24 protein-coding genes are annotated in these 26,617 nt (G+C 42.0%); 6 read left to right on the forward strand and 18 right to left on the reverse strand.

Features of this window, described 5'->3' with window-relative positions:
• Nucleotides 1-179: 179 nt before the first annotated feature.
• The 7 genes from ACN222_RS01600 to ACN222_RS01630 all read right to left on the reverse strand — a co-directional run bounded on the left by ACN222_RS01600 (nt 180) and on the right by ACN222_RS01630 (nt 8,694).
• A complete protein-coding gene (locus ACN222_RS01600) occupies nt 180-1,523 on the reverse strand; it encodes an FAD-binding oxidoreductase (protein WP_010994500.1) in 1,344 nt (447 codons plus the stop codon).
• 10 nt (nt 1,524-1,533) lie between these two features.
• Complete coding sequence (locus tag ACN222_RS01605) at nt 1,534-2,268, reverse strand: class I SAM-dependent methyltransferase (RefSeq protein ID WP_010994501.1); 735 nt, start codon at nt 2,266-2,268, stop codon at nt 1,534-1,536.
• Nucleotides 2,269-2,322: 54 nt separating this feature from the next.
• Entirely contained in the window at nt 2,323-2,997 is a 675-nt protein-coding gene (locus ACN222_RS01610) for a hypothetical protein (RefSeq protein WP_010994502.1), read from the reverse strand.
• A 480-nt stretch (nt 2,998-3,477) separates the two neighbouring features.
• Nucleotides 3,478-4,257 carry a class II glutamine amidotransferase gene (locus tag ACN222_RS01615; RefSeq protein WP_010994503.1) on the reverse strand — a complete coding sequence of 260 codons (780 nt, stop codon included), beginning with the start codon at nt 4,255-4,257 and terminating at the stop codon, nt 3,478-3,480.
• Nucleotides 4,258-4,454: 197 nt separating this feature from the next.
• Nucleotides 4,455-5,969 (reverse strand): anthranilate synthase component I, encoded by a 1,515-nt coding sequence (gene trpE / locus ACN222_RS01620; protein ID WP_010994504.1) that lies wholly within the window; start codon nt 5,967-5,969, stop codon nt 4,455-4,457.
• A 148-nt stretch (nt 5,970-6,117) separates the two neighbouring features.
• On the reverse strand, nt 6,118-6,537 hold the full coding sequence (locus ACN222_RS01625) for a photosystem I reaction center subunit II PsaD (RefSeq protein ID WP_010994505.1): 420 nt from the start codon (nt 6,535-6,537) through the stop codon (nt 6,118-6,120).
• Nucleotides 6,538-6,681: 144 nt separating this feature from the next.
• A complete protein-coding gene (locus ACN222_RS01630; RefSeq protein WP_010994506.1) occupies nt 6,682-8,694 on the reverse strand; it encodes a DICT sensory domain-containing protein in 2,013 nt (670 codons plus the stop codon).
• A gap of 936 nt (nt 8,695-9,630) precedes the next feature.
• Between ACN222_RS01630 and ACN222_RS01635 the strand changes: the two genes are divergently transcribed.
• Nucleotides 9,631-11,916, forward strand: a complete 2,286-nt coding sequence (locus tag ACN222_RS01635) for an amylo-alpha-1,6-glucosidase (protein ID WP_010994507.1) — start codon at nt 9,631-9,633, stop codon at nt 11,914-11,916.
• 94 nt (nt 11,917-12,010) lie between these two features.
• Here ACN222_RS01635 and ACN222_RS01640 read toward each other — a convergent pair whose 3' ends face one another.
• The 4 genes from ACN222_RS01640 to ACN222_RS01655 form a co-directional block, all read right to left on the reverse strand.
• Nucleotides 12,011-12,379 (reverse strand): hypothetical protein, encoded by a 369-nt coding sequence (locus tag ACN222_RS01640; protein ID WP_010994508.1) that lies wholly within the window; start codon nt 12,377-12,379, stop codon nt 12,011-12,013.
• Nucleotides 12,363-12,539 carry a hypothetical protein gene (locus ACN222_RS01645; RefSeq protein ID WP_197535805.1) on the reverse strand — a complete coding sequence of 59 codons (177 nt, stop codon included), beginning with the start codon at nt 12,537-12,539 and terminating at the stop codon, nt 12,363-12,365. Before ACN222_RS01645 ends, ACN222_RS01640 begins: the two co-directional genes overlap by 17 nt.
• 363 nt (nt 12,540-12,902) lie before the next feature.
• Nucleotides 12,903-13,253, reverse strand: coding sequence for a DUF2973 domain-containing protein (locus ACN222_RS01650; protein WP_010994509.1), 351 nt, complete (start codon nt 13,251-13,253; stop codon nt 12,903-12,905).
• Nucleotides 13,254-13,493: 240 nt separating this feature from the next.
• The gene (locus tag ACN222_RS01655; RefSeq protein ID WP_010994510.1) at nt 13,494-13,811 is read right to left on the reverse strand and encodes a DUF2605 domain-containing protein; all 318 of its coding nucleotides are present in this window, start codon (nt 13,809-13,811) and stop codon (nt 13,494-13,496) included.
• 355 nt (nt 13,812-14,166) lie between these two features.
• Here ACN222_RS01655 and thrS point away from each other — a divergent pair, with 355 nt between their 5' ends.
• Both thrS and ACN222_RS01665 read left to right on the forward strand, forming a co-directional pair.
• Entirely contained in the window at nt 14,167-16,014 is a 1,848-nt protein-coding gene (gene thrS / locus ACN222_RS01660) for a threonine--tRNA ligase (protein WP_010994511.1), read from the forward strand.
• 156 nt (nt 16,015-16,170) lie between these two features.
• Entirely contained in the window at nt 16,171-16,641 is a 471-nt protein-coding gene (locus ACN222_RS01665; RefSeq protein WP_096637228.1) for a hypothetical protein, read from the forward strand.
• A gap of 50 nt (nt 16,642-16,691) precedes the next feature.
• Here ACN222_RS01665 and ACN222_RS01670 read toward each other — a convergent pair whose 3' ends face one another.
• The 3 genes from ACN222_RS01670 to ACN222_RS01680 form a co-directional block, all read right to left on the reverse strand.
• Nucleotides 16,692-17,057: a type II toxin-antitoxin system PemK/MazF family toxin gene (locus ACN222_RS01670; RefSeq protein WP_010994513.1), complete on the reverse strand. Its 366-nt coding sequence runs from the start codon at nt 17,055-17,057 to the stop codon at nt 16,692-16,694.
• A complete protein-coding gene (locus tag ACN222_RS01675; RefSeq protein ID WP_010994514.1) occupies nt 17,038-17,223 on the reverse strand; it encodes a hypothetical protein in 186 nt (61 codons plus the stop codon). Before ACN222_RS01675 ends, ACN222_RS01670 begins: the two co-directional genes overlap by 20 nt.
• 63 nt (nt 17,224-17,286) lie before the next feature.
• Nucleotides 17,287-17,511 carry a hypothetical protein gene (locus ACN222_RS01680; RefSeq protein WP_044522672.1) on the reverse strand — a complete coding sequence of 75 codons (225 nt, stop codon included), beginning with the start codon at nt 17,509-17,511 and terminating at the stop codon, nt 17,287-17,289.
• Between the two features lie 284 nt (nt 17,512-17,795).
• Here ACN222_RS01680 and ACN222_RS01685 point away from each other — a divergent pair, with 284 nt between their 5' ends.
• Nucleotides 17,796-18,986 (forward strand): ATP-binding protein, encoded by a 1,191-nt coding sequence (locus tag ACN222_RS01685; RefSeq protein ID WP_010994516.1) that lies wholly within the window; start codon nt 17,796-17,798, stop codon nt 18,984-18,986.
• On the opposite strand, the gene ACN222_RS01690 is transcribed toward ACN222_RS01685, so the two are convergent.
• The 3 genes from ACN222_RS01690 to ACN222_RS01700 form a co-directional block, all read right to left on the reverse strand.
• Entirely contained in the window at nt 18,983-19,729 is a 747-nt protein-coding gene (locus tag ACN222_RS01690; protein WP_269083587.1) for a DUF2207 domain-containing protein, read from the reverse strand. The two genes, ACN222_RS01685 and ACN222_RS01690, sit on opposite strands and share 4 nt — an antisense overlap.
• A 199-nt stretch (nt 19,730-19,928) precedes the next feature.
• Nucleotides 19,929-21,242, reverse strand: coding sequence for a dicarboxylate/amino acid:cation symporter (locus ACN222_RS01695; protein ID WP_010994518.1), 1,314 nt, complete (start codon nt 21,240-21,242; stop codon nt 19,929-19,931).
• A gap of 42 nt (nt 21,243-21,284) precedes the next feature.
• On the reverse strand, nt 21,285-21,791 hold the full coding sequence (locus ACN222_RS01700; protein ID WP_049942315.1) for a tetratricopeptide repeat protein: 507 nt from the start codon (nt 21,789-21,791) through the stop codon (nt 21,285-21,287).
• A 283-nt stretch (nt 21,792-22,074) separates the two neighbouring features.
• Here ACN222_RS01700 and ACN222_RS01705 point away from each other — a divergent pair, with 283 nt between their 5' ends.
• Entirely contained in the window at nt 22,075-24,417 is a 2,343-nt protein-coding gene (locus tag ACN222_RS01705) for a bifunctional serine/threonine-protein kinase/ABC transporter substrate-binding protein (RefSeq protein WP_044520583.1), read from the forward strand.
• 8 nt (nt 24,418-24,425) lie between these two features.
• Here ACN222_RS01705 and ACN222_RS01710 read toward each other — a convergent pair whose 3' ends face one another.
• A complete protein-coding gene (locus ACN222_RS01710) occupies nt 24,426-25,238 on the reverse strand; it encodes a MerR family transcriptional regulator (protein WP_044520584.1) in 813 nt (270 codons plus the stop codon).
• A 463-nt stretch (nt 25,239-25,701) separates the two neighbouring features.
• On the opposite strand from ACN222_RS01710, the gene thrB reads away from it, so the two are divergent.
• The gene (thrB, locus tag ACN222_RS01715; RefSeq protein ID WP_044520585.1) at nt 25,702-26,610 is read left to right on the forward strand and encodes a homoserine kinase; all 909 of its coding nucleotides are present in this window, start codon (nt 25,702-25,704) and stop codon (nt 26,608-26,610) included.
• Nucleotides 26,611-26,617: the final 7 nt, after the last annotated feature.

Genomic DNA, 26,617 nt, shown 5'->3' on the forward strand with positions numbered 1-26,617 from the left:
ATCTCAAATCTAACCCCTAACTTCTTCCCTTGTAGGTCTTGTGTCAACCCCGAAAAGCAAGCTATGGAAACAGATTTTAAAAATAAGTTGTACATTGCCTAATTTAGGATTGCTATATATCTAGGGTTCCCATTAATTTCAGTTACTAACAAACTTACAGCAGATTCAGGATAACCCTACTAGCTCAGAACATGGCTCGGATCATACTGTTGTTTCATAGTTTCCCAAGTCTTATAACTGGTACCATAATGCTGTCGCCAATCAAAATTTGATTTGCCAAGCCAACCGGAGAGATAGCGTTTTCCTCCTGCACGAAGAAGTAGTTGATTAACTTTTTCTAACACGTCAAAAGTTTTGGTATCTTCAACGGGAACAGCCATAGGGAGAATTGCAAAACAAAGGATATTTTTGGCTGGTGGCATCATAAATAGGTTAGGTAGGTTATCAGGTGCAACCATGATGGCTCTGTGTCCATCGCCCAAGCTTAGTGGTAACATATCAAGAATTTCTGGCAAAACTTCTGCCAAAGCTTCAGCACTAATGAAACATTCTATCCAAGGGTGAGCTTGGTTCCATGCACCACTTGTCCGCATGACTTCAAATCGGGGTTGGTAGCGAAAAACATGGCTCACGGTTTCTTCATCTTCTGTATGGAAAAGCCGCCAGTAATTTAAGTCGTGTAATACATCACTTGCCGATGGTGCTACCTCATCATACTCAATACCAACTTGCAATCCATAAAGCCAATGGGCGAAGAATTTTTTACCACTAGTAGTGTGACGAATACCTTTAGCCGAAGTCCAACAAAATCCTTCCAAATGTTCTATTTGGTGATTTCTACCTAAAAATATATGGTCATCCATCCAGGGTTTCAGGGAATCATAAAGTAGATGAAAAGTCCGAATGTATTTTTTAGTTTTCCGTAGTGCTAATGTGGCGCTGGCAATAACACCACATCCTCCTAAACCACCTAAAACTGCATGGTATAGTTCTGGTGTTTGTGTGCGGCTACATTGGATATATTCACCATTCCCCGTGATGATATGCAAATCAATTACATTGGCAACGACGGGACCATAAGTTTTGGAAGTGCTGCCAATACCGCCTGTGGAAAGCAATCCTCCTACTGTTTGTTCCAAGTTGAGGGGGAGAACACAGGGAAGCATACCGTATTTCACAGTTGTGGTAACTATATCTTGCCATGTTGCTCCAGCTTCAGTGGCGATCGCCTGCGCTACGGTATCTACTTTAGATACATGGTTTAGTCGCGTTAGGTCAAGGGTGAAAGCATCTTGAGCCACAGACTGTCCGCCTTGAGTGTAACCTTTACCACGAGCTTTGAGTCGTAAATTTTGCTGTTTGGCAAATCGTAGTGCTGAACTGAGTTCCTCAAGATTGTGAGGTCGGATAATACCAAGGGTATTACCTTTAATTAGACTGCCGAAGTCAGTAATAACGCTCGATATAACACTCTGATCCTGGATTACATTTACCACTGGAGAATTGTTTTTTGGTTTACTCATGGTAGATGTATTAGTGGCGTTTAATTACTGCCCAAAATGCTGGTGGTGTTGCGTAGTTGCCATCAGGTAGTTTATGAATACTTTGGAATAAGCTTTCACCTTGACTGAGAATTTCAAAATCTGGAAAATATAATTCAATATCTTCTGTCGTGAAAATCCCTGGTCGAATGCCATGTTCCATGACTAAAGATAGTTCGTATGGTAATTTTCCATACTTTTCCAAGAGTGAGTTAAAGAATTCAATACAGCCAGTACCTAATTCAATTAAATACATTACTCCTTGTTTACCAAGAAGTGTGCGTAAAGATTGAGCAAGTAATTCCCTTTTTTCTACGGGAATGTGGTGAAATCCTGTTCTCATATAAATATTAGCATCACCGATTTCCGAATGTATTTGTGCGGCTTGTTCGGGTACTAAACCATCAAGAAGGCGATATGAAATGTTTGCAGCCGTGTTTTCCTTGGAGGCCATTTCCAGAGCAGTCTTAGAGACATCAAATCCGATAACTCTAGGGAAAAATTGGGAGAGAAATTTAGTTTGTGTACCATTACCACAAGCGAAATCAATGAGTGGTAATTCGGTATCAAAGAATGATTGAAAACGAGGTAAATCAACGACTACAGCTCTTTCCACATTAGCATCCCACAAAACTGGAGTGGCATTAACTAAAGTTTTGTTCCAATATTGCTCCCAAGCTTCAGCAACGTTAATGTCAGGTTTTTCTCTAGCACTTAGCTTTTCCATAAGTCCTCTTAGTTTTTTAATTTGTTGTTTTTACGCTCTACAAAGTGGCGACCGTCAATATTTTGGGGAAGGATATAAAGCGGCGGCTAGCCCGTCAAACATAAGATCAAAAGCTTCATATATACGATCAATCATCTTGAAATGGTATATTCTTTGATCATGATTCAACTGTATATTTCCGATTAAATCCTGCATTCCTATCTCGAAAATCTCATGTTCTTTTTCAACGCCAAGATGATGACTTGAGAAGTATTTAAGACAGGTGTTACAATTATTTTTTTCGATAAAGTCTGTAACACATTCAAAAAAAACGTGACCTGCTGATTCTAGTGCGAGTATTAAAGTTATTCTTTCATAGTCATTGTTAGCACGAAAGACTTCTGACATCAGTGAAAATGTTGCATCACGTACAGGAGCATGAGATTTACTGTAGAGAACCTGCAAATTTGGCTGTTCTGCATTTAACATTTTCAAGTCATATAAGAACCATTTTTCATGACCGATATCTTCCATGAGGTGTTTTTTGACAAATTCATAGTACTCTTCATCGGTAATGAATGATAGATTCATTCTCAATAAATCTTGAAAAGACATCACCCAAAAGCCAATATTAGAAGCCATTCTGGCAAAGTCTTCTAATTTAGATTCACCCACTTTTAAACCCTGAAATAAACTGTGTTCAATTAACAGTTTTTGTTTGAATTCCAGATATTCTTGTATGGCTTTCATGGTGTTTTTATGATTACCTACTTGAATACAAGATAGCTTTCTTTACAATTAGCAATCATGAGTGGTAACACCGAGCTTTAAAAGAAAAATTATCTGATTTTTTTAAAAAAAAATTACTATTAAATTAGTATGCACGTAGTACTTACTTAGGTAATGACTACAGTGCCTTTGTAAAACTTTTACTAATATTTAAATCAATAATCTGGACTGGATACAGGGAAATAAAATCATGATTATTGTGCTATTTTTTATACTCTTGAAATTTGAACAGATTAGTTGATGAAAGAATAGTTAATGATTGGGTATGGGCTGATAATATAAGCCCACACATATAATCGATGTATTCATGATTGATTTATTTCCGAAATTAAGGAGATGCTGAGGTATAGTGGTTAATTGTTATTTATTCTGTCTTGGTCAGCATAAATTTATACTTTGATTTAACGGTATCAAAGAATCAATGTGTAATTAATAAGATGCCTAATTGAATATATGCCTTAATGGTAAACCGTCCTGAAAGACTAACAGTTCTCCTGGTTGAATTGGTGTCCAAACTTCGTTATCTGTGAGCGGCGTAGTGGCAATAACAGCGACGCGATCGCTTGGTGTTGTCAATTCATTAAAATCTACTGTCATATCCTGATCAATCAGGTGTGCGGCCGCAAAAGGCGCTTGACGTACTATGTAACTGAGGTTTGTGGAACAGTGCGTAAAGAAATGTTCTCCATCGGATAGTAGATAGTTGAAAACACCGATTGCAGCTAATCTTTCTGTAACTCGTTGCAGTACAGGGTACAGTTTTTCTAGGGAGGGTTTACCTTCGGGAAAACTTTGCCGCAGTGTTTCTAATATCAAGCAGAATGCTTTCTCACTGTCAGTATGACCGACAGCTTGATAAAAATCTTGAATTGGTGGTTGAAAGTCAGGCAAATTACCATTGTGAGCAAACACCCAATATCTTCCCCAAAGTTCTCGGCGAAAAGGATGGCAGTTTTCTAAAGCGACTTCACCTTGGGTTGCTTTGCGAATATGGGCGATGACATGGGTAGAGTGGATGGGATAGCATCGCACAAAATCTGCTATCGGAGAATCTATAGAGGGTTTAGCATCTAAAAATATTCGACATCCCTTTCCTTCAAAAAAAGCAATTCCCCAACCATCACTGTGATTATCTGTTTTTCCTCCCCGTGCAGAAAATCCTTCAAAGGAAAAACAGATATCCGTTGGCACATTGCAATTCATTCCCAGTAGTTGACACATTAATATTGCAGCTTCTGAATTTTTGACTCATGCCTGAGAAACAAGATACTTCAGAATGCTGCTACAGTTTTGGTGCGATCGCTTCAATCTGAAAATTTTTAGATAAATCGACTAAGCTAAAACATCGTATCGACGTACGTCCGATGGCGCAACGACTAATTGTGCCAGCTTACCTACTGCTGCTTGTAAATGAGTATCTACCGTAAACAGCGAATCGCCAAGAGAAGTCCTCTAGCTTTATTTAAAGTTTCCTCATATTCTTTCTCTGGCTCAGAATCAGCCACCAAACCCGCACCAGCTTGCACTGTTACGGTTTGATCTCTGACTACCATCGTCCGAATAGCGATCGCACTATTTAATTGTCCTTCAAAATCATAATATCCATACACCCCAGAATACACACCCCGGCGGCTGGGTTCTAACTCATTAATAATTTCCATCGCCCTAATTTTCGGTGCGCCGCTAACTGTGCCGGCGGGAAAACAGGCTTTTAATAAATCCCAGGCGTTTTTATTTGCGGCTAATTTCCCCACAACATTACTCACAATGTGCATTACATGAGAGTAGCGTTCCACCACCATTAATTCATCAACTTTTACAGTCCCACTGGCACAAACACGGCCTAAATCGTTGCGTCCTAAATCCACCAGCATGACGTGTTCAGCGATTTCTTTGGGGTCTTGGAGTAAATCTGCGGCTAATTCTGCATCTTCTTTGGTTGTCTTACCCCGTGGACGAGTCCCGGCAATAGGACGAACTGTGGCTATTGCTTCACCATCTGCATCCAGTTCCGCTTTCACCATCACTTCAGGACTAGAACCGATGATTTGCCAGTCTTGGAAGTTAAAGTACGCCATGTAAGGCGAGGGATTTATCTGACGCAGGGAACGGTACAGGGAGAAGGGATCGCCGGTGTATTGGGTAGAAAGGCGTTGAGAAATAACTACTTGAAAGATATCACCCGCTTTGATGTACTCTTTGGCTTTTTGGACACTGGCGCAAAATTCCGGTCGAGTGAAGTTGCTGGTATATTCTTGTATTTCCCCCACTTTTTGGCTGCCTGGGGGTGTCCATTCTAATATGGTTTTTTGGGGCGATAGGGGCAAGGATAGTTTGCTCACCATTTGGGTGACGCGATCGCACGCTTGCTGATACGCCGCTTTTAAATCTACATTTGGATCACGTAAATCAGCATAGGCGATCGCCCATATTTTCCGCTTTACCTGGTCAAATATTAACAAATGGTCTACCTGCATCCACAATCCATCAGGAATGTTGCGCTCATCTTGGGGATGCACTGGTACACGCGGTTCAATCCAGCGAATTAATTCATAACCCCAAAAACCAAACAAACCGCCAATTCCTGGTGGTAGTTGGGGTAACTTGACTGGTTTATACGGTGCTAGGCAATCGGCTAGAGCTGTAAATGGATCGCCTGTAAATACAACTTGGGAGCCATCACGGTTTGTCTGAGTGGTCGTCTCACCCCTAGCTTCCAAAACCCATAAAGGATCACACCCCAGTAAACTATAACGCCCAATCTTTTCCCCACCTTCTACCGATTCCAGCAAAAAGCTATAAGGCTCTCCAGCGCAAACTTTGTACCAAGCGGAAACAGGTGTATCTAGGTCTGCCACCCATTCCTGATACACCGGCACAAAATTACCTTGCAAAGCTAGCTGAGAAAATTCGGAGAAATTGGGGAAAATCATCGGCAATTTGGGGATTGGGGATTGGGGATTGGGTGCTGGGGATTGGGGATTGGGGATTGGGTATCAGGTATTAGAGAAGTTTCTTCTCCCCTGCACCCTACACCCTGCACCCTGCTTTCCCTAGTCCCCAGTCCCCAGACCCTAGTTTCTAAGCATCGTAGGTAGCTTTACCAGAGAACTTCACTTGTGAAGGATTGGGATTTTCCCCAATGCTGCGGGCGTTAAAGCGGACTTTCTCACGACCTGCGTTGACTTTTTCTGGGAATACGCCATCAGCTGGGTGGATAAAAGTGGTTTCGCCGCTTGGTAAAATCCGGTAAATTTTGTAATTTGTGATCTTGAATTTCCGGAGTTGACCGCCTAGCGCGATACCATATTCCTTCCGAGCGATGTACAGGAGGTTTTCACCTTCGTGCATAGTAGCTGCACCACCTGTGGGCAATTCAAAAACTTGCGCCTTGGGGCTAGTCCAGGTGATAGCATACTTTTCTTCTTCTACTGCTTTTGTGAGCAAGCCGCCGGTGCTGCCAGCAAATAGGGGAGTTTTACCAGAAAGTGTTTCTGCCATAAGGTATTCTCTCAACGTTTTTAGGGCATCGTAACACCGCCATCACCATCATATTGCGATCGCGTTATAGTCTGTAACAGTTTTTAGTCATTGGTCAACAGTCAACAGTCAACAGTCAACAATTAACAGTCCAAAAGCTAATGACTACCGACTTTTAACTTTTGACCAACTTTCCTCTTGACTATTTTGAGCGACGGGAATGGTGAAATGAAATTGGCTACCTTGGTCTTTACCTGTGGAAGCTGCCCAAATTGCACCGCCCCAACCGTTGACGATTTGGCGGCAAATTGCTAAACCTAGCCCTGTACCGCCTGCTGTGCGGCGTAATGCCCCTTCTTCTTGGTAGAAACGGTCAAAAACTATTTCTAAACGATTTGGCTCTATACCCCGTCCCGTATCGGCTACGGTGACTTCTACCATTTGACTACCATTGTGAGTGGCACTAATCTTGATCTCCCCTTGTGTTGGTGTGAATTTACAAGCGTTGTCTACGAGTTTTGCCAACACTTCTACTAGCCAATCACCGTCTGCTCTGACTAAGGGTAAGTTTCCGTCTATTTGGGTTTTAATCGCTGGCGGTTTCTCTACTCCAGGACGGATGCGGAGACGACTAAGGGCTAAATCAATACATTCTTGTAGGGTTAAGGATTCTGGATGCCATTCCACTCGACCGCTTTCTAAATTAGAAAGAGTCAAGAAATCCTGCACTAGTTTTCGCATCCGTTCCGAGTCTGACAAAGCAGTATTTAGCATTACCTGTTGCAATTCCACGGGCATATCGGGTTCGGTAGCCAAACTTTCTAAGCACACTTGAATTGTTGATAAAGGTGTGCGGAGTTCATGCCCAGTGATAGCTATCAGGTTGCTGCGGGTACGGTCTAGAGCTTCTAATTGCTGGTTGAGTTCTTCTAGGTTGGCGTAAGCTTCTGCTTGAATTAAGGCGGCTCCAATTTGGGTGGCGATCGCTTCTACTAAGTCCAATTCTCCTGGCTGCCATTGGTGGGGCGGAAGGGAGCAATAATGCAGTTCTACAATACCTAATAATCTCCCTTGAAATACAACTGGTTCGATTAACCACGAACGAATCGCCAGTTTTTTGGCAATCAAGGACAATGTGGGAGAATTTGTAATCCGAAAGTCATTTAAGGTATCGGTGACACAAACACCTTCGCCATGATCTACCACTTCTTTAAACAGGGAATTGTTCTTTAATTCCCTGGTTTGACCGCTAATGGAGACCGTACCAGGAGTTAAAAATTCATGTTCGATCACCGCCTGGGCATCACTGGCTTGGGCGCGATAAATTAGACAACGACTAGCTCCTAAATGTTGTCCTAGTTCTTGAGCAGCAATTTGTAATACTTGGTGCGGATCAAGCGATCGCCGAATTGCTGTACTAATTGAGTTGACTAAACGTTCTTTTCGTGCTTGAGCCGCAATTGAACGGTAAGCTTTATGTAATTTATACTGACTAGCTTGCAGGTAGGTAACTAAGCGCTGCACAAAGGGATCAGTATCAATATCACAAGCATATTCAGTTACAAAACTACTAGCATTGGAGTAAATTTTCGTTTCACCAATGCCGAATCGCTGACAAGCTTTTGTCACTTTTTTTGCCAAGTCTGGTCGATAAACCAAAATTCTATCTAGTAGCAATTGGGCAGCTTTGATACTTACTCCCCGTTCAGATGTCCAAATACCTTCAAAGCGTCGCCCTGCATCCATATCAAGGCCAGGACTAAACTCTGGTATTTGTCGATTTTTGGCGATCGAACCCAGGCTTTCTCTACATACCAAGCAAGTAGCATAATTGTCAGCTACTACGACCAAATGCCACTCTTGACTCAAAGCATCATCAGGCTCAAATGCTACCTTTTCGTAGTATTCCGAGCTATTGGCAAAATCAGTTTCCGGTGCAGATAGAACGTATATTTGACTACTACGTTGTGCCAATCGCTGATAGCGATGAGCTTCTTGGCGATAGAATCTCTCTCTTTGAAAGCTAGCAATTACTAAAGGCTGGTCTAAAGTCGCAGCCAACACCTGATCTTCCATCGCGTGGGAAAGGGCCGTCAATGAAGCTTTGAAATATAGCTGAGGCCGCAGGTAAGGTAGGGACTGTAGCAGATCACTCAGCACGGAAGTTGAAATGCTCATGAATATCTTTAAGGAAGCCCAATCTGAACTAGATCCACGTCACAGCTGCATTGTACAAATTACAACGGATTCTCAAGTAAACTAGAGTGTTGCAATTTGTAAATAATTTTAAATCACACTTCTATCAAGGCATTTGCAACACTTGGCTGATTCCTGATAAAAGTGCTGAAAACTTTGTGTACACATTAAAGAACATAAAATCACTAATAGACTATTGACAGCAATGAATTTTCCGTCTAAACCTTGGGTGATCTAAGGTATAGACAGATCATAGCTAGTTTAGTCATCATTCAAGTTTTGTTTATCCAATTATTCGCATCGTAATTTTTCCTAAAATAGGCTACTAAGCCCAATATACATTCTCGAACATCTCTCCTATTACACTGTTGGCAAGTTTCTTGGCTCAGTCGGATTGGGAAGAGGCTGGGAGTAAGGAGAAAACTTGAGTACTTCTGACTCAGCCCCAACTCCAAAAATTACTGGGCATCCTCAGCCTTAAATAAAATAATGTTGTATCGTAGTTGAATATTCGCTATTCTGCTAGCTTTTTTGTTTGATTTGGGGATAAGTCAAGTAAAAACTCTGATTTTTCAGCCTTGACTTAAGATGCAAACAATATAAATTTATAAAGATTTGTAATGTGGTTTGAGGTCTGATCATCTACCAGCATGATGTAAAGATCAAGATAATTTAGCTCCAATGCCTCGCCAGAGTTTTCTAGATAGAACTTACCCATGAAGGTAAAAATACAAAGTTTTGGACAAGGAATTTAGGGGTATAGGGGTCTAGGTTTTGCAAAACCTGACAATTCCCACACTCACCACCCCTGTTTCCCCAAGCTAGGAGTCTATTGGTTTAATTCTCGCTCAAGCATATTCTCCCAACTAACGCTGATACGATCACTAAAATTTAGACCTGTACACGGAATTTTTGCTAATGACACCGGATACTCTGACTAACCCGGATAAAATCTTCTTGGATGGCAAAACTTTTATCCCCGCCGATCAATTACCGATTCCCGAATGGCCTTGTGTGGTGAGCGAAAGACCACAACCAACGCTGACGGTTAAGGATGATGATTTATTTTTAGTTACAGACACAATTGGGAATATCTCTGGTTGTTCTCTAAGTGAGGGCAACCCTAGTATGGGTTTATTTTGTTGTGACACGCGATTTCTCAATCGGTTGGAGTTACAAATTGATGGGCGATCGCCTGTGCTGCTCAGTAGTACTGCGGAAAAAGGTTTTGCCCTGTCGGTTTTGTGTACTAATCCCAGAATCGACGAACGCATGAAGGCTGATAGCGTGAGTATTCGCCGGGAGTTGGTACTTAACGGTGCTTTATTTGAAGAAATCGAGGTGGCTAACTACAGCACAACGACTGTTGCCTTTGAACTCAGTATCAGTTTTGATGCCGATTTTGTGGATTTATTTGAAGTCCGGGGTTACAACAGAGACAAACGGGGTAAGCTTTTACGCCTAGTAGAACCAATTGCTGAGGATGGATTGGTTGATGGTGACGGTGCTGCTGTACACACCCAGCATTTTGCCCACAAAGAACAGTCTTTAACCCTAGCCTATCAAGGTCTAGATGGTTCGGTGATGGAATCTCGTATCCAATTCCAGCATCGCCAACCAGATGATTTTAAAGGTTACACAGCGATTTGGCGCTTAGAGTTGCCTTCTCACTCCACCCAAAAGCTCGGCTATCGGGTGAATATGTTCACCAATAACAACTCTAGTTCTAGGGTGAGTGCGGCTGTAACTTTAGTACAAGCCAAAGCATCCGAGATGATGGAAGAACAAAACTGGGTACAGAAAATTACTAATATTCGTGCCGATAAAAGTATCTTCAATCTGGTAATTGAACGCGCTGAACAGGATATGTATTTGTTACGCCAATCTTTTGACAAATACAAAACTGTTTCCGCCGGTGTACCTTGGTTTTCGGCTTTGTTTGGGCGAGATTCCTTGATCACAGCTTCCCAAACCTTGATGCTTAACCCCGAAATCGCCAAGGAAACCTTGATGTTGCTGGCAGCTTACCAAGGCAAACATGAGGATGAGTGGCGGGAAGAAGCACCGGGAAAAATTCTACACGAGTTACGTTTGGGAGAAATGGCCAGATGTCAGGAAATTCCCCATACACCATACTACGGTACAGTTGATGCCACTCCCCTGTGGTTGATGTTGTATTCTGAATACTATTCTTGGACTCATGACCGAGAAACTTTAGAGCAACTATGGCCTCATGCCCTAGCTGCAATGGATTGGATTGACCGGAATATGCAGCCAAGCGGTTATCTTACCTACCATCGCAAATCTAAACGTGGTCTAGATAACCAAGGCTGGAAAGATTCTGGTGATTGCATCGTAGACCGTAAGGGCGATTTAGCTAACGGTTCCATAGCCTTGAGTGAGGTACAAGCTTACGTTTACGCCGCCAAAACTCGTCTAGCAGAAATCGCTAGGATGAAGAAGCGCCTAGACTTATTTGAACGGTGGCAAGAAGAAGCCAGAAGCTTGAAGGAGCGTTTTAACCAAGATTTTTGGATCGAAGACCAAGATTTCTGCGCTTTGGCTTTAGATGGTGCAGGTAAGCAGGTAGACAGTATTACATCTAATCCTGGTCATTGCCTACTTTTGGGGATTTTTACACCAGAGAGAGCCTACAGCGTGGCAGAACGTTTACGCGCCCCAGATATGTTTAACGGTTGGGGGATTCGCACCTTAAGTAGTTTGTCACCTGCTTACAATCCGATGGGCTATCACATTGGTTCGGTGTGGCCTCATGATAATTCTTTGATTGCTATGGGATTGCGATCGCTCGGTTTAATTGACCAAGCTTTAGAAATCTTCCAAGGTTTGTTGGATATGACGAGCCAACAACCTTACCAGCGTCCCCCAGAATTATTTTGCGGTTATGAGCGTAACGGCGATCGCTCTCCTGTACAATATCCTGTTGCTTGTACACCCCAAGCCTGGGCTACTGGTAGTATTTTTCAATTAATTCAAATGATTGTCAATCTCGTACCTGACGCGCCTAATAACTGCTTACGCATTATCGACCCGGCTTTACCAGAGTCAATTAGTAGATTGTCATTGCACAATCTCCAAGTTGGTACTACAGTCTTGGATCTAGAATTCGAGCGTTCCGGTGGTACTACTGCTTGTCGAGTCGCCAGAAAACGCGGCAATCTACGGGTAGTAATTGAGGCTTAAAAAAGGGGATGTAAGCTAATGCGCGCCTAAATTGCATAACTACTAATAAGGGCTGTTGACTCTTGACGATCAACAGCCCTATTCTAATTGCTGATCAAGCAACGATCGCCAAATCGGCAGCAGTTAAACTAGGTAAATTGATTAAGTTCGCTAACTCTGCACCAGTACCAAACCCAGCAGCACTGCCATTTTGGTTATAGTAAAGGCTACCACTACCAATGCTGTAAACGAGGAATGCTGTACTAGTTGCAGCTAAATCATCATCCTCTACAGTCGTAAAATCAGAAACTTGACTCAATCCATCACCGACAACACTAGTTAAAGCCCTAAATGTATTTTTACTCAACACCAGCTTATCAATTCCAGAGGTAAAGTCAGTCAGGATATCTATACCAAAATCGTTACTAGTAAAAGCTCGTCCACTACTGTATAAAAAGCGATCGCTCTCAGTTCCACCAGTCATTGCCAGGCCCGCCAATCAAAGTATCTGCGCCGCCTCTAGCTGTTAAGATATCATTGCCATTGCCACCAGTCAGGATATTATTGAGGCTATTGCCAATGAGGCGATCGCTACCATTTCCACCAATGACGTTTTCAATTACATTATTAGCAGATAGGGTCAACTTTAAGTTACTGTTGATGGTCTGGGTGGCTGTAGTACCTAAATTTACACCGCCAGTTAACTGAATTTCATACTCAGTATTCGGATTAGCATTAGCAATTAAAATTGCATCTATCCATGTTGGGTTACCCTACGGGAACGCCAAGGGCGAAGGCCTTGCTCAACCCAACCTATATTTAATACACTATTTTAGTCTAGACACGCCACTAGTATAAGGGTGTAAATTTTTAAAACCCCTACACTCTTACACCCCTAAACCCAGTCTCAACAAAAAACCTGAACGGTTACGAGAACAAGTTCAGGATGCAATTTGTAACAACCTTTTTTAACCGAAAAAATATTAAATTCGATGCTAATTTTTTATTTATGCTTCCTCTGAGTTCTCGCTCTTATGTCCTGGGGAAGATTCATAAAGTGCATCCAATTGTTGACGCGCATCTTCCACATTAATTGAACGCATGACCAACAGAGGTTCTTTGATAAATTTACCTGCACTATCTAATAATTCTGGGTGTGGAGCTACCCGTCTGTTAGACGATAAATAACCGTAGCCTCCCTGATTTGAGAGTTGTGAGTTTCTGGTTGAGTAATTCCCACCCACGCCAGAGCGTGACCCATCCCGATCAAAACTAAACATGATTAAGTTGCGAATTAAATTTGCAACAGCTATAACAGCAAGAATTGTAAAAGCTAGAATGTAAAGCAGGTGTAACATCAGATTTTCCTCCAGGGACAGCAATTTTTAAAAAATCTATACTTTAAACTCTTTTTTTCGCCTCTTGATTACCATTGGCGAGGATAAATACTTGACACAATTGAAGTGCATTTATGTCTATGTATGTAAATTTGTCAACATTATTTCAATAATGGTAACATAGAATACATTATTTTTTAATTAAAATAATGTTAAGGATTTTGTCGCACCACTGCAAGCTATATGATTTTTTGGCATCTTTTAGGTTGCTTGCTGAGAACGAAAGCGTGCTGCCACATTCCAACATTCAGTTACTAATTGATGCCAAGGTGTCATCGTTGCCATATCAATTCCAACTTGTCCCTCAGTCGCGTTAAACAGCATTTTTGCTGTGTTGAGTTCTTCTTGGGCTTGCTTAACTCGCAACAGTAAGTCTAATTGCGCTTGTTCATCCATAAATGAGAGCCGTTCTGTTTCCAAAAATTTACGCGATCGCGTAAACCAATACTGGAAATCGTCTAACAACGGTTCTAGTACTGTCTTTAGCAGATCAGTTCCCGATAAGTTCGAGTCTGACATAAATGAGAGAGATACTTCTAATTTCTTTATCAATATTAACTCTATTTACGTTTCTTAACATTACTATACGCTATCTCTCAAGAAATATCTCAGGCTTATTGGTGGATATAAATAAAAAATTATACTCAGTAGCTTGGTGACTGTTGATGGTTGACCGTTGACTGTTTTGATTATGTTGAATGAAAAAACCTCGGATAATCTTTAGAATTTAAAGATAGTCATTGTCATATTCCTCTGATGTAAAAGTACCTTGATGACGAGGGAAAGCTTACACAGCAGGAACATAAGCTCATGTTATATTTGGGTAGATTTTGAAAACTTCAATTGATCATTTACTCTTGCAGTCACTTCGCTAATGGTTCAGCAGCTAATGTCGCCTAATCAAGACCCCAACAACCAGCCAGAACAACCAGAAAAAATCTATTTACCGCGTACCAGCGAATCAGAAACATTGAAAAAGATTCGCCATACGGCTTCCCATGTAATGGCAATGGCAGTACAGAAGCTGTTCCCTAAGGCGCAAGTGACAATTGGCCCCTGGATTGAGAATGGGTTTTATTACGACTTTGATAGTCCAGAGCCGTTTACTGATAAGGATCTCAAAGCCATTCAAAAAGAGATGGTGAAGATTATTAATCGTAAATTGCCAGTGGTGCGGGAAGAAGTGAGCCGAGAAGAAGCGGAACGGCGCATTCAGGAAATCAAGGAACCTTATAAATTAGAAATTCTGGCAGATATTAAATCAGAACCGATCACAATTTACCACCTGGGAAATGAATGGTGGGATTTGTGCGCCGGGCCTCATGTGGAAAATACCAAAGATTTAAATCCCAAAGCAATTGAATTAGAAAGTGTGGCGGGTGCTTATTGGCGGGGAGATGAAACCAAAGCCCAATTACAACGAATCTATGCTACGGCTTGGGAAACCCCAGAACAACTAGCCGAATACAAGCGCCGCAAAGAAGAAGCCCTACGCCGTGACCACCGTAAACTGGGTAAAGAACTAGGATTATTTATCTTTTCGGAACAAGTGGGGCCTGGTTTACCTTTGTGGACACCAAAAGGCACTTTGTTACGCAGCACCTTAGAACAATTTCTCCAGCAGGAACAGCTCAAGCGTGGTTATTTGCCTGTAGTTACCCCCCACATTGCCAGAGTAGATTTATTTAAGACTTCAGGACACTGGCAAAAATATAAGGAAGATATGTTTCCCCTGATGGCTGAGGATGAAGCAGCCGCAGCAATTGAGCAAGGCTTTGTCCTCAAGCCAATGAATTGCCCCTTCCACATCCAAATATATAAGAGTGAATTGCGTTCTTATCGGGAACTACCAATGCGCTTGGCTGAGTTTGGGACTGTTTACCGTTACGAACAGTCAGGGGAATTAGGTGGTTTAACCAGAGTGCGCGGTTTTACTGTTGATGATTCTCACTTATTCGTGACCCCAGAACAGTTAGACAACGAATTCCTGAATGTAGTGGATTTGATTTTGTCAGTGTTCAAAAGTCTGCAATTGAAAAACTTTAAAGCTAGACTCAGTTTCCGTGACCCAGCTAGCGATAAGTACATCGGTTCTGATGAAGTTTGGAACAAAGCCGAAGGTGCAATCCGTCGTGCGGTGGAACAGTTGGGGATGGAACACTTTGAAGGGATTGGGGAAGCGGCATTTTATGGCCCGAAGTTAGACTTTATTTTCAGCGATGCTTTAGAAAGAGAGTGGCAATTAGGAACTGTACAGGTAGATTACAACTTACCAGAACGGTTTGATTTGGAATACGTAGCGGAAGATGGAACTCGCAAACGTCCCGTGATGATTCACCGTGCGCCTTTCGGTTCCTTAGAACGGTTGATTGGGATTTTAATTGAAGAGTATGCGGGAGATTTCCCTCTATGGTTAGCACCGGTGCAAGCTAGATTGCTACCTGTAGGAGAAGCCCAGCTAGACTTTACCAAAGATGTAGTAGCAAAATTGCGATCGCTTGGTATTCGTGCTGAAGTTGATACCAGTGGCGATCGCTTAGGTAAACTCATCCGCAATGCAGAGAAAGATAAAATACCAGTGATGGCCGTAGTAGGAGCCAAGGAAGTAGAAACCAACTCCTTAAGTATCCGTACCCGCGCTTCTGGAGAGTTGGGAGCTATACCTGTGGATGAAGTGGTGCAGAAGATGAAGGATGCGATCGCTAACTACGAAAACTTCTAGTAATTACTTAGCTGGGTATGACCCAGCTAGAAAAACTCAATCTATAAAGTCCCATATCTTTTGCCGCAATTACTAGATGAGATTTAGTGTATCTAAATTGACGATCATAACTCAGTAAAGTTATAGTTGCGATCGCAAATATTCATAGGCAGAACAATGGATTTTTCTCGTCTGGAATATATCAAGAACGTCAATGATGATGACAAATGGGCATATAAAGACTACCCTATTGGAGCTTACTTCCCATTAAACTTTAAAAAGAGTGAAGGAAGTGTAGGAGTAGATAGCCATGCCTTAAATTTACCCAAAGGAGCATTTATCATCCTGTCCCAAAAACACTTTGATCACAAGCGTTATTTGACACACATAGTTGAACTGGTGAATGAAGGAAGCGAGGATCGACCCCAATGGGATGAATCAGATACTTGGGGTATTTTTAGATGGGTCAAAGTTCATTGGGTCGCCGATTTCAACAATCCTAGTAACATTCCTCTTGATCAAGAAGTATTGCAAGCAAATTGGGGTTGGTTCAATACGCAAGAAAAATCACTAAATAGCGAAAACCTGATGTCTCACTGGAAAAACATCGAAAGTTTGAGAACACATTTGCAGGCAATTTTTAAATAATCATAGTCATTTTTTCGCTGGGCAATTTACAGTCGAAAAAATTAAATTAACTAACCTATTTCGTCTGTATTGAATGCTCCATCATCCTGCGTGTCAACCACTAAATCCAAAGTAAACATCAAAGCTTGTTTAATTTCGAGCATTGTTTCCTTTGAAAGTTCACCCAATTTGCGCTCCAGCCTTACAGATGGGATGGAACCTAGTCCTTGCACATTGGCAACAGAACCTTGCCGTAAAAACGATAGAACAGGAAGTTCAACCTCGTATGCACTACCTCTATTTTGTGTCGTTATAGGTATATAGATAACCAAAGCGCGTGGCGGAGTCAAATCATAGCGAGACACAATAACGACAGGGCGTGCTTTAGCTGCAAGTCCTAAATCAACTAGCCATACTTCACCGGGTTTCGGGTTCATCAATCAGATCCAAAACTTCCTGCTCGACTATCCTAGAACGAAGAATATCTAACGCATCTTGGTCTGCTAGTTCAATAATTTCTGCAAGGCTCTGCCGCACCTGTTTAACAATCTCTGGCTGCCATTGGCGCATCTTGGTATCTAGTTCTTGAATGAGGGCATCCATGTCAAGTTTTCACAAAAAATACTATTTTGATTCTATATCCTAATTCAAATATTATGTAAATCGTTACTCAATAATTTCATCATATTGATTGCTATCATCTTCAGATAATTTTTCCATATCCTCCAATACATCAGACAAAGTTTTTTCATCTAACCATTGATGACATTCTTTGGTGTAGTCTCCTTTACCGGGACTGAAATATTGGATAAACCGAATAGTATCCGCAACTCCCAAGGAATTGATTAAGGCATCATATCCTTGTTTAATAATTTCACTTTGGGTTTTCATCATTGCTTTCTTCAGCTTGTATTACTTCAGCTAGCCATTGTACGGGATTATTGATCTTAACGTTGATTAATTGAGAGTTATTTTTAACTTTTTTGAAGAGTCTGTCATCTGTTGTCAATCAAAAGAATAAAAGAATAACACTAACTAATAAATCCTATCTCAACTCAAATTAGCTTCTAAATGACTTAGACATAAAAAATATCTCAGGCGATCGCCCCCATAATTTTCCAGACTAATCTAGAATTAAACTGGATGAATTTGCTACACCTTCCTACTCATATCCAATGCCTAGCCTCAAACTCTCGCTGACTGGATTGCAAATCATCAAACAAGCTCGAAGCGAAAAAGGTTGGACAATTGATAATCCATGTTGGTTAGAACAAGCAAGCCAAATTCTTGAGCCTGGGCGTAACTGGGAAAATGCGGAAGTTTTTGCAGCCGGAGTATCTTTAGCCACCTGGAAACGCTTCCTCAAAGGTGATGCAATTGATGCGTCGGTATTTAAAGCTTTTTGTCAGGTTTTGGGATTGAATTGGCAAGACTTAGTGGAACGTCCCTCCAACTCATTCATCATTGAGACAACCCAAATCCCCAATATTCCCTTATTTTTTGGACGACGTTATGAACTGACAACACTCAGCCAAGCAATTGAACAAGGAACACGCCTAATTGCTATTACAGGGATTGGGGGTATGGGGAAAACGGCTTTAGCCACAAAGTTAGTAGAAAGCAGGTCATCTCATTTTTCTCAAACTCTATGGTTTTCGTTTCACCACAACCCACCTGCTAAGGATAAAGTACCAACTTTGGTACCGCACAACCTAATGGTTTTTGATGGTTGGGATAGCATTTTAGGGGGTAAACGTGGGGGACAGTATCGCCCAGAATATGAACCATACGCCGACTTTCTCCGCACTGTAGTACAGACTACTCATAATAGTTGTGTGATTATCACTAGCCGAGAACAACCAGAGGGGTTAAATATTTTAAGTGCTGGAGGCGCAGTTATTTTCCCCCTTGGTGGACTGATGGAAGGTGCAATTGAACTGTTGCAACATCATCAACTGACTTTTGATGCTCAACAGTGGATTACTCTAGTTAATCAATATGGTGGTAATCCCTTGTTTCTGAATATGGCGGCTAATTTCATTCATGAATTATTTGCTGGGGATGTGGGAGAGTTTTTAGCCTCTGGAACCTTAGTGGCTGGAGAATTTGCCCCCCTAGTAACGCAATGGCTGAAGCAGATTTCTACTTTAGAACAAATCCTGATCAAGTCTTTGGCGACAAAGGTGCAAGGATTGACTCGCCAAGAGATCCTATTGCAATTAGCTAGTGATGCTGCCAATGGGGATATTTTAGCAGCGCTCTTATCCTTAAAGCGGAGGGGGTTGATAGAAACGATGAAAGATAGTGAACTAGAACGCTTTTATTTACAGCCAGTCATTCTCAAGTGCGTGCAGCGTTTATTTTAACCACCACCACCGCCGCCACCACCGCCGCCACCACCGCCTCCTCCTCCACCACCACCGCCACCATCACTGCTTCCATCACTTCCGTAACTAACACTAACACCACCACTTCCACGGAAAAAGAAAATAAAGAATAAGAACAGTAAAAATCCCCACAATATCAACTGACTCCCATCAGTAAAAGATTGTGAACTTTGCCAAATTGGAGCTTTTATCTCAGTTCCTGTGGGATCAAATTTCACCTGAATTTCTAATTCTTCCCCTGGTTCCAGAGATGTTTGGGCAACAGCCTCAACTGTATTTGCATCTACTTTACGGACGTTGGCAGCTACACCAAAGCTTTGGAAATCTTTGATATTATTAGCCAATTGTTCAGGAAATTTTACTCTGACTCGTGCCTGTTTAATAGGGGCTTGACGGTCAGCAAAAATGGCTTTCCAGTAGACTTGAGCATCATTATCGTTGACGTGTAATCCACCAACAACGCGATATTTCAAGACGAAAGTATGGCTTTCAGGCGCTTTAAGTTGATGTTCCCAACGAATCCAAAGTTGGTTATTTTCCGTACCTGTTTCGCTGGGTAATAATTGACCATTTTCTGCTACTGATACATCGGTAATTTTGTCTACTTTATCAAGGGGAATGTAACGATAGCGTTGATTTTTATAGTCTCCGGTAAATGTATATTTCTGAGTTTCGGTAACATACATATCACCGTTAGTTTGTACGGCGATATCAACATTCATAAATTCCCAATAGAAAGGCACTGATTGAGCTTGGACATGATTGAGAGAAAGCCCAAGACTACAAAAGAGAGCAACGCAAAATAGACACAATCTTTGGATGGTTTTATTCCACATAGTTTGAATCATTGATTACTATTAGTTAATTTTGAATTTTGAATTTTGAATTGATTAATTCCTAGCGTTGGTTAGCTAAAAACGCTCATTCGCTTTGCACCTCTGCGTGAGATAAATCACCCTCCAAATACACAACATCCACCTGCTCAACCTGCTGTGTTTTACCATCCAGCAAACAACTAATAGTCATATCTCCCATGACATTGATTGCAGTCCGACAGCGATCGAGAAACCAATCCACCGTAATCAAGAGGGCAATATATTGAGTCGGCAATCCTACCGCCGTAAACACCAGCGTCATTGTCACCAGTCCAGCTTCAGGAATCCCCGCAGCGCCCACAGAAGCGATGATTGAGGTGAACACTACCATCAATTGTTGGGGTAGATTTAAATGCAGTCCCAACAACTGACCAACAAATAAAGCAGACATGGCTTCATACAAGGCCGTCCCATCATTGTTGAAATTGCTACCTACCAAAGCCCCCAGAGATGCGGAAGATTCCCGCACACCGATTTTCTGCATCAAAGCTTGGAAGGTTACAGGCATGGCGGCTGTGGATGAGGCGGTAGAAAAAGCTGTTAACAGTGCATCGCTACCACCACGGAGAAACCTTTGGGGACTTACCCAAGAACCAAATTTAACTCGGAGTGTATAGTAAATTCCTTGGAGAAATAGCCCAATTAATACGGCGACAATAAAGGCAGCTAATGAGATGAATGGTTTAAAACCTTGTAAAGCGATGGTTTTGGCGACAATCCCAAATACGGCGATGGGAACTAGGGCAATTACCCATTTCAACACTGCCATCACAGCCTCAAACAATAAGCCAATTAGTTGCTCAACTGGTTGATAATCGTTCTTTTTTTGGGCAACCTGCTCAGTTTTGATGGCACGTAAAACTACCCCAAAAGCCAAAGCCACGAACACTAGTTGAATCACATTGTTATCAACTAAGGGCTGTAATATAGAAGGTGGAACTATATCTTGCAGTAATCCCCAAGGGTCAAGGGTTTTATTTGTAGGTGCAGCGCCAAAGGATGCAACCGACCACCAACGCCCAGGTTGTAATAAATTGGCAACCAACAGTCCGATGACAATTGCCATGAGGGTATTGGTCAACAACAATATTGCTAGTTTTCGTCCTGAACGCCCCGGAATATGTACTGTAAGAAAGGCGTGGAGAATGGCGAGCAAAATCAACGGTGTGGCTAAGGCACGTAGGGCTTTGAGGATTAAATTGCAGGGGATGGTGAGATGATTGATTAAGTCGATGAAGTTGGGATTTGGATTACCTGCACCAAATAGGATTCCTACAACTACGGCTAGAATGAGAGCGATCGCAATCTGCAATGAAAGAGGAAAGGTCTTCGAGAACACAAAGCCTTTGGAGTCACTCATAATTTCCAGTGTTATTACTTGTGGATAAATGGCGGATTACCTTCACTTGTCATTAATCTGCCTAATTATGTTGATAACCTCTTGGTATTTGGCTGTTTCTTCTTGTTCTTGAAAGATGTCAGCAGCTTTCTGTAAATCTTCAATTGCCTCTTTTTCGTCTCCCAATTGCACCTTGGCAACACCTCGGCCTTTGTAGGCTTCGGCATAGTTAGGATTAATAAGTATGGCTTGGTTAAAATCTTCAATTGCTCCTTTCATGTCTCCTGACAACAGGTGCATAATACCTAGATGGAGGTGTAATTGCTCTACAGATTGAAACTCAATAGTAATGGAGGCGATCGCCCCTTTTTCGTCTCCCGATCGCATCTGAGCATGGGCTTCAGGATTGTTAGAATTAATTTTGAAATGTAATGATGATTGTCTATTTGAGGCTGTAATAGTGGAAATTGGAGTTTGAGGATGCCTCTGTGCCACCGCAGACATTGTTTGGGTGGACAACGAAAACACTAACGTAACAGTAGCAGCAGTAGTTGAGAGTAAACGCTTCATGATTTTCTCGATCATGCTTGGGTATGTTAGTAATATCGTTGAATTAGTTGCTGTATACTAGTCAAGTTTTAGCTCACCCCATAACTGATATAAAATTGAGCTTGACAAATTAGTCATTGCTCAACACTTAATAGTTCTCTTCTCTCCTGCTCCTCTGCCTCTTCCCCTTCCCCATTCCCTGCCATTAGTAAAAACTCTGAAATAAAGTGTTGGAAAAGGCTTTTTTTAACAGGTTGTGGTTTTAGAATACGTATATTGTTTGTTGGCTTTTTGTCTTTACTTTATGGCGTACTGCATCAATCCCGATTGTTCGCAGCGAGAAAATCCTGATACTAGTGCAGTATGTCAAAACTGTGGAACGCCACTCATACTTCAAAATCGCTACCGACTTAGGCATTTCCTACGAACTGATAGAGGTAGCTATACAGAAGTATTTGCAATCGAAGATTTAGTTAACCGAGATCAACCTAAAGTTCTCAAGTCTCTGAAAGAGGTAACGCCACAACTAGAACGACTTTTTCAGCAAGAAGCATCAATATTGAACACGTTGCGACATCCTGGGTTACCTATTGGCGAAGCACTATTTCCCCTGGTTTTAAACACAGGTCGTCAATTGTGGTGTTTTGTGATGGAGAAAATTCCTGGTGAAGATTTACAGACTTGGTTATCTCACCATCAATATGTAACATCTTATAAAACAGCATTAGATTGGCTAAAACAACTAACGCAGATTCTCCAATTCGTACATGAGGAAAAGTTTTTCCATCGGGATATCAAGCCAGCAAATATTATGGTTTGTCCTGATGGAAAACTGGTGTTAATTGATTTTGGTGCGGCGCGTAAAGTGACACAGACAATCATCAACCGTGAGTCCGTCACCATAGTTCATTCCCTTGGTTATACTGCACCCGAACAACGTGATGGTCACGCCGTTGTGCAGTCAGATTTTTATGCACTGGGTCGGACTTTGATCTATTTACTCACAGGCATTGACCCAACAGGCGATCGCGCTCAAGATTTACTCAATTGGTCTAAATATATTCAAGACCCAAAAACTCCCAAAAAATTCATCTCTTTGCTTCAGGTAATGACAGATTCTCATCCCTACCACCGTCCGCCTACAGCACAAGCAATTCTCGAAAAGATTGAAAAAATTGACCAGCATTCGCACCAATGGCCAAAATTATTGCTGAGTGCTACTTGTGGTGTGTTATTGCTGTTCGCGGGAAAATCCTTATACCAGGAAATTACATTACCTCGGACTTGTGACAACATACTCAACGATTATCTTAGTTGTGGAGAAGAAAGCCTCACTCCCAGTAGCTTTTGGGGTAATAGTCAGCCGCCACCAGCAAAGCAATTAGGAATGGAACAGTATCGTAATCGAAATTTCGGCGCAGCCGTGAATTTCCTAGAAACTGCTTTCCAGCAAGAATCAGACCCAGAAACGTTAATTTACCTCAACAATGCCAAAATTCACCAGCAATTTCCCGCAAATCAAATTTATACTATCGCCGTTGCAGTCCCCCTGGAACGACGCACAGATATAGGTCGGGAAATACTCAGAGGTGTAGCGCAAGCTCAAACTGAAGCACTAAAAAAAGGTCGAGCTTTACGCATTATCATTGCTGATGATAGTAATCGGGAAGATAGCAAAACGGGTAATAATGCCCGTAAAATTGCCCAGCATTTAGTAAAATATCGTGATTTACTGGCTGTTTTGGGTCACTATAGCAGCGAAGCCACCAAAAATTCTTTACCAATTTATAGCCAAGCCAGAGTAGTCTTAATTTCTGCTACTAGCACTTCTCAAAATCTCAAAGACCCTTTTTTCTTTCGTACTGTCCCTAGCGATCGCATCGCAGCCCAAAAAATGGTAACTTACTTGTTGTCTGCATTGAAACAGAATCAAGTAGCTATCTTTTATAGTCGAGGTAGTGAGTATGCTGAATCTCTTTCCCAGGCTGTTCGAGAAAGCACAAAATCACTTCCTCTAAAGGTGATTGATCATCAAGCAGCTTTTAATTTAGCCAGCGATCGCTTCAACGCCATAACAGCGCTAAATCAAGCTCAAACCCAAGGTGCAAAGGCAATTGTCCTGATCCCCGATGCCGGAGTAGGGTTGTATAATGCAATTCCCAATGCCTTACGAGTGATTCAGTCGAATATCAATCAAGTTTGGATTGTTGCAGGTGACAGCCTCTATAGTTCTGATTCGTTCACATCAGAGAAAGCTTTCTCTTCACCCGAAATCAAATACACAGCTTGGGCAGTTTTTTGGCATCCCCTCAATGAGATAAATTCAACGTTTGTCAAGGAAGTCCAAAACCTCTGGAAAATTGATATACTGTCAATCCTCAGCAACACAAACATTACATGGCGAACAGCAACTAGCTACGATGCAACATTAGTTTTGAGTCAAGCCATCACCCAAAATCCTACTCGCCTCGGCATTAAAAAAACACTCAGCCAACCTCAATTTTCCGTTACAGGTGCAACAGGAGTAATTCAATTTGCCGGAAGCGATCGCCAAAATGGAAAAATTACGATGGTAAGAGTCCAGCGTAATTGTGATGATAATGGTTTTTTCTTTATTCCTAGCGATCGCTCTTTACAATGCCAGTAGTTGGTATATCAAGCTTGAGCTACTGGAAACTGTAGTTCTGTTACATAGGAATCATTATTCTGCTCATTGCCACCAATGATATAAACTTCGCGGTTAGGAGCAGTAATATTGTAGCCATTAGCTTCAATCCAAGATACTAAAGTGGCATAGGCTTGAGCGAGGGTTTCATAACTGCCGTGATGAATTAAGCAAGCAGTTGTTTCTGATCCAGGTAACTCATAGATTTTTATTCTCTCATTACCTTTGATGGAGCCTTCAATTGAGATGACAGCTTCAGCATCTATATCAGTATCTTTGTAACCTGGATCGTGCCAAATACCAGCATAGTAATCACCAGCTTTAACGCCATTTTGTGCCAAATATTCTGATATTTCACCGTAGAGTTGCCCTATACTTGGATTATCCGGTAATATCTGCCGTATTGATGCTACTTGTATCGGGGCAACCTTTTTGATCACAACTTCATAGTTAGGCATACTGTCCTCCTGTTCAATTTGCTTGAGTCTTGCTTCCACTCGAATGAGTCGTGCTTGTTCCGCCTCCACCAATCGCTGAATTTCTCCTTGCTTGAGGCGCAGCATTCCACGAATTTGCTCCGGTGGTAAATTCTCATCTAATAACTTGGCAATTTGCTCTAGGGAAAACCCCAAATCCTTGAAGGCTAAAATGCGATTCAGTCGCGGTAGTTGTTCAGCCGAGTAGTAGCGATAGCTGGTAAAGTTGTCTACTTTTATTGGTTTGAGCAGTCCCATTTGATCGTAGAGACGTAATGCTTTCACACTCACTTGGCTAAGTTTAGAAAAGTCTCCTATTTTCAGCATCTTTTTACTGCGCTGTAGGTGATATGGATTACTTAATCTATCCAACTGTCTACAGTACACACCCTGCCCTAAGGGTAGAGTCAAGAGTCTTTTTTGAGTATTTTTGATATATAGCCATAGTCAGATAGATTAGGACATCAAGCTAAGACAAAACTCTGACCATAAAAGGCTTTCAAGTCTGTCAACAGACAACAGTCAACCATCAACAGCTACATAAGGTGTGAGGAAAAGACTTATGATTGCTCTGAGCCTAGAAATATTACTGGGCAGCATAGTGATAACCTCAGCAGTAGGACTGTTGAAGACAAACGACTTTCTCACAAACAGCGACTACCGTGTCATTTTCATCATTAACTAATGACTAATTGACCGGTTACGTGGGATGCTGGTTGATTGGTAAGGTGAGTCAATAGTCCAAAAGATAATGACTATTGATTATTGACTGTTAAGTGAGTATTTATAAATGTCTGTTGTTTCTTCTGTCACAGTTAAGGTTCCTGGCACAACTGCTAATTTAGGGCCTGGTTTTGACTGCATCGGTGCAGCGTTGACTATATATAATCAATTCCAGTTCACCCGCCTGGAAGAAAGTGGGTTAATTATTCAAGCCACAGGCGCGGAAGCGGAACGCGTACCAACAGATGAGAGTAATTTAATTTATCAGGCGTTTGCCAAGTTATATCAATATATAGATCAGCCAGCGCCAGGGGTAAAAATCGAAATTGAGTTGGGTGTACCACTGGCGAGGGGTTTGGGTAGTTCAGCCACGGCGATTGTTGGGGGTTTGGTGGCGGCGAATCGATTGGCTGGTGAGCCTTTGTCTCAGGCGCAGGTGATGGCATTAGCGATCGCCATCGAAGGACATCCTGATAATGTCGTACCCGCTTTGTTGGGGGGATGTCGTCTGGCGGCTACTGGTGCTAGTGGTTGGGAAATTTGTGATGTTCCCTGGCATAGTCATATTGTCCCAGTACTGGCAATTCCCGATTTTGAATTGTCCACCTCAGAGGCGCGGCGAGTTTTACCAACAGAATATAGTCGTGCAGATGCGATTTTTAATACTGCCCATTTGGGGTTATTGTTGCGCGGCTTGGAAACAGGTAAGGGAGAATGGTTAAGGGCAGCTTTACAAGATAAGTTACATCAGCCTTATCGCCAAGCTTTAATTCCTGGTTACGATGCTGTGAATACTGCGGCTGTAGCTGCTGGTGCTTACGGTATGGTGATTAGTGGCGCGGGGCCGACTTTGTTGGCTTTAGCGGATGTGTCTCATGCGGCAGCTGTTGAGGCGGCAATGTCCACAGCTTGGCAAGAAGCAGGAATTACGGCTGTAGTGCGATCGCTTGCTCTCGATACTCATGGCGCAACTTAACAATTCA

This window comes from Anabaena sp. FACHB-595 (genome assembly GCF_048568275.1).
Classification (GTDB): domain Bacteria; phylum Cyanobacteriota; class Cyanobacteriia; order Cyanobacteriales; family Nostocaceae; genus Trichormus.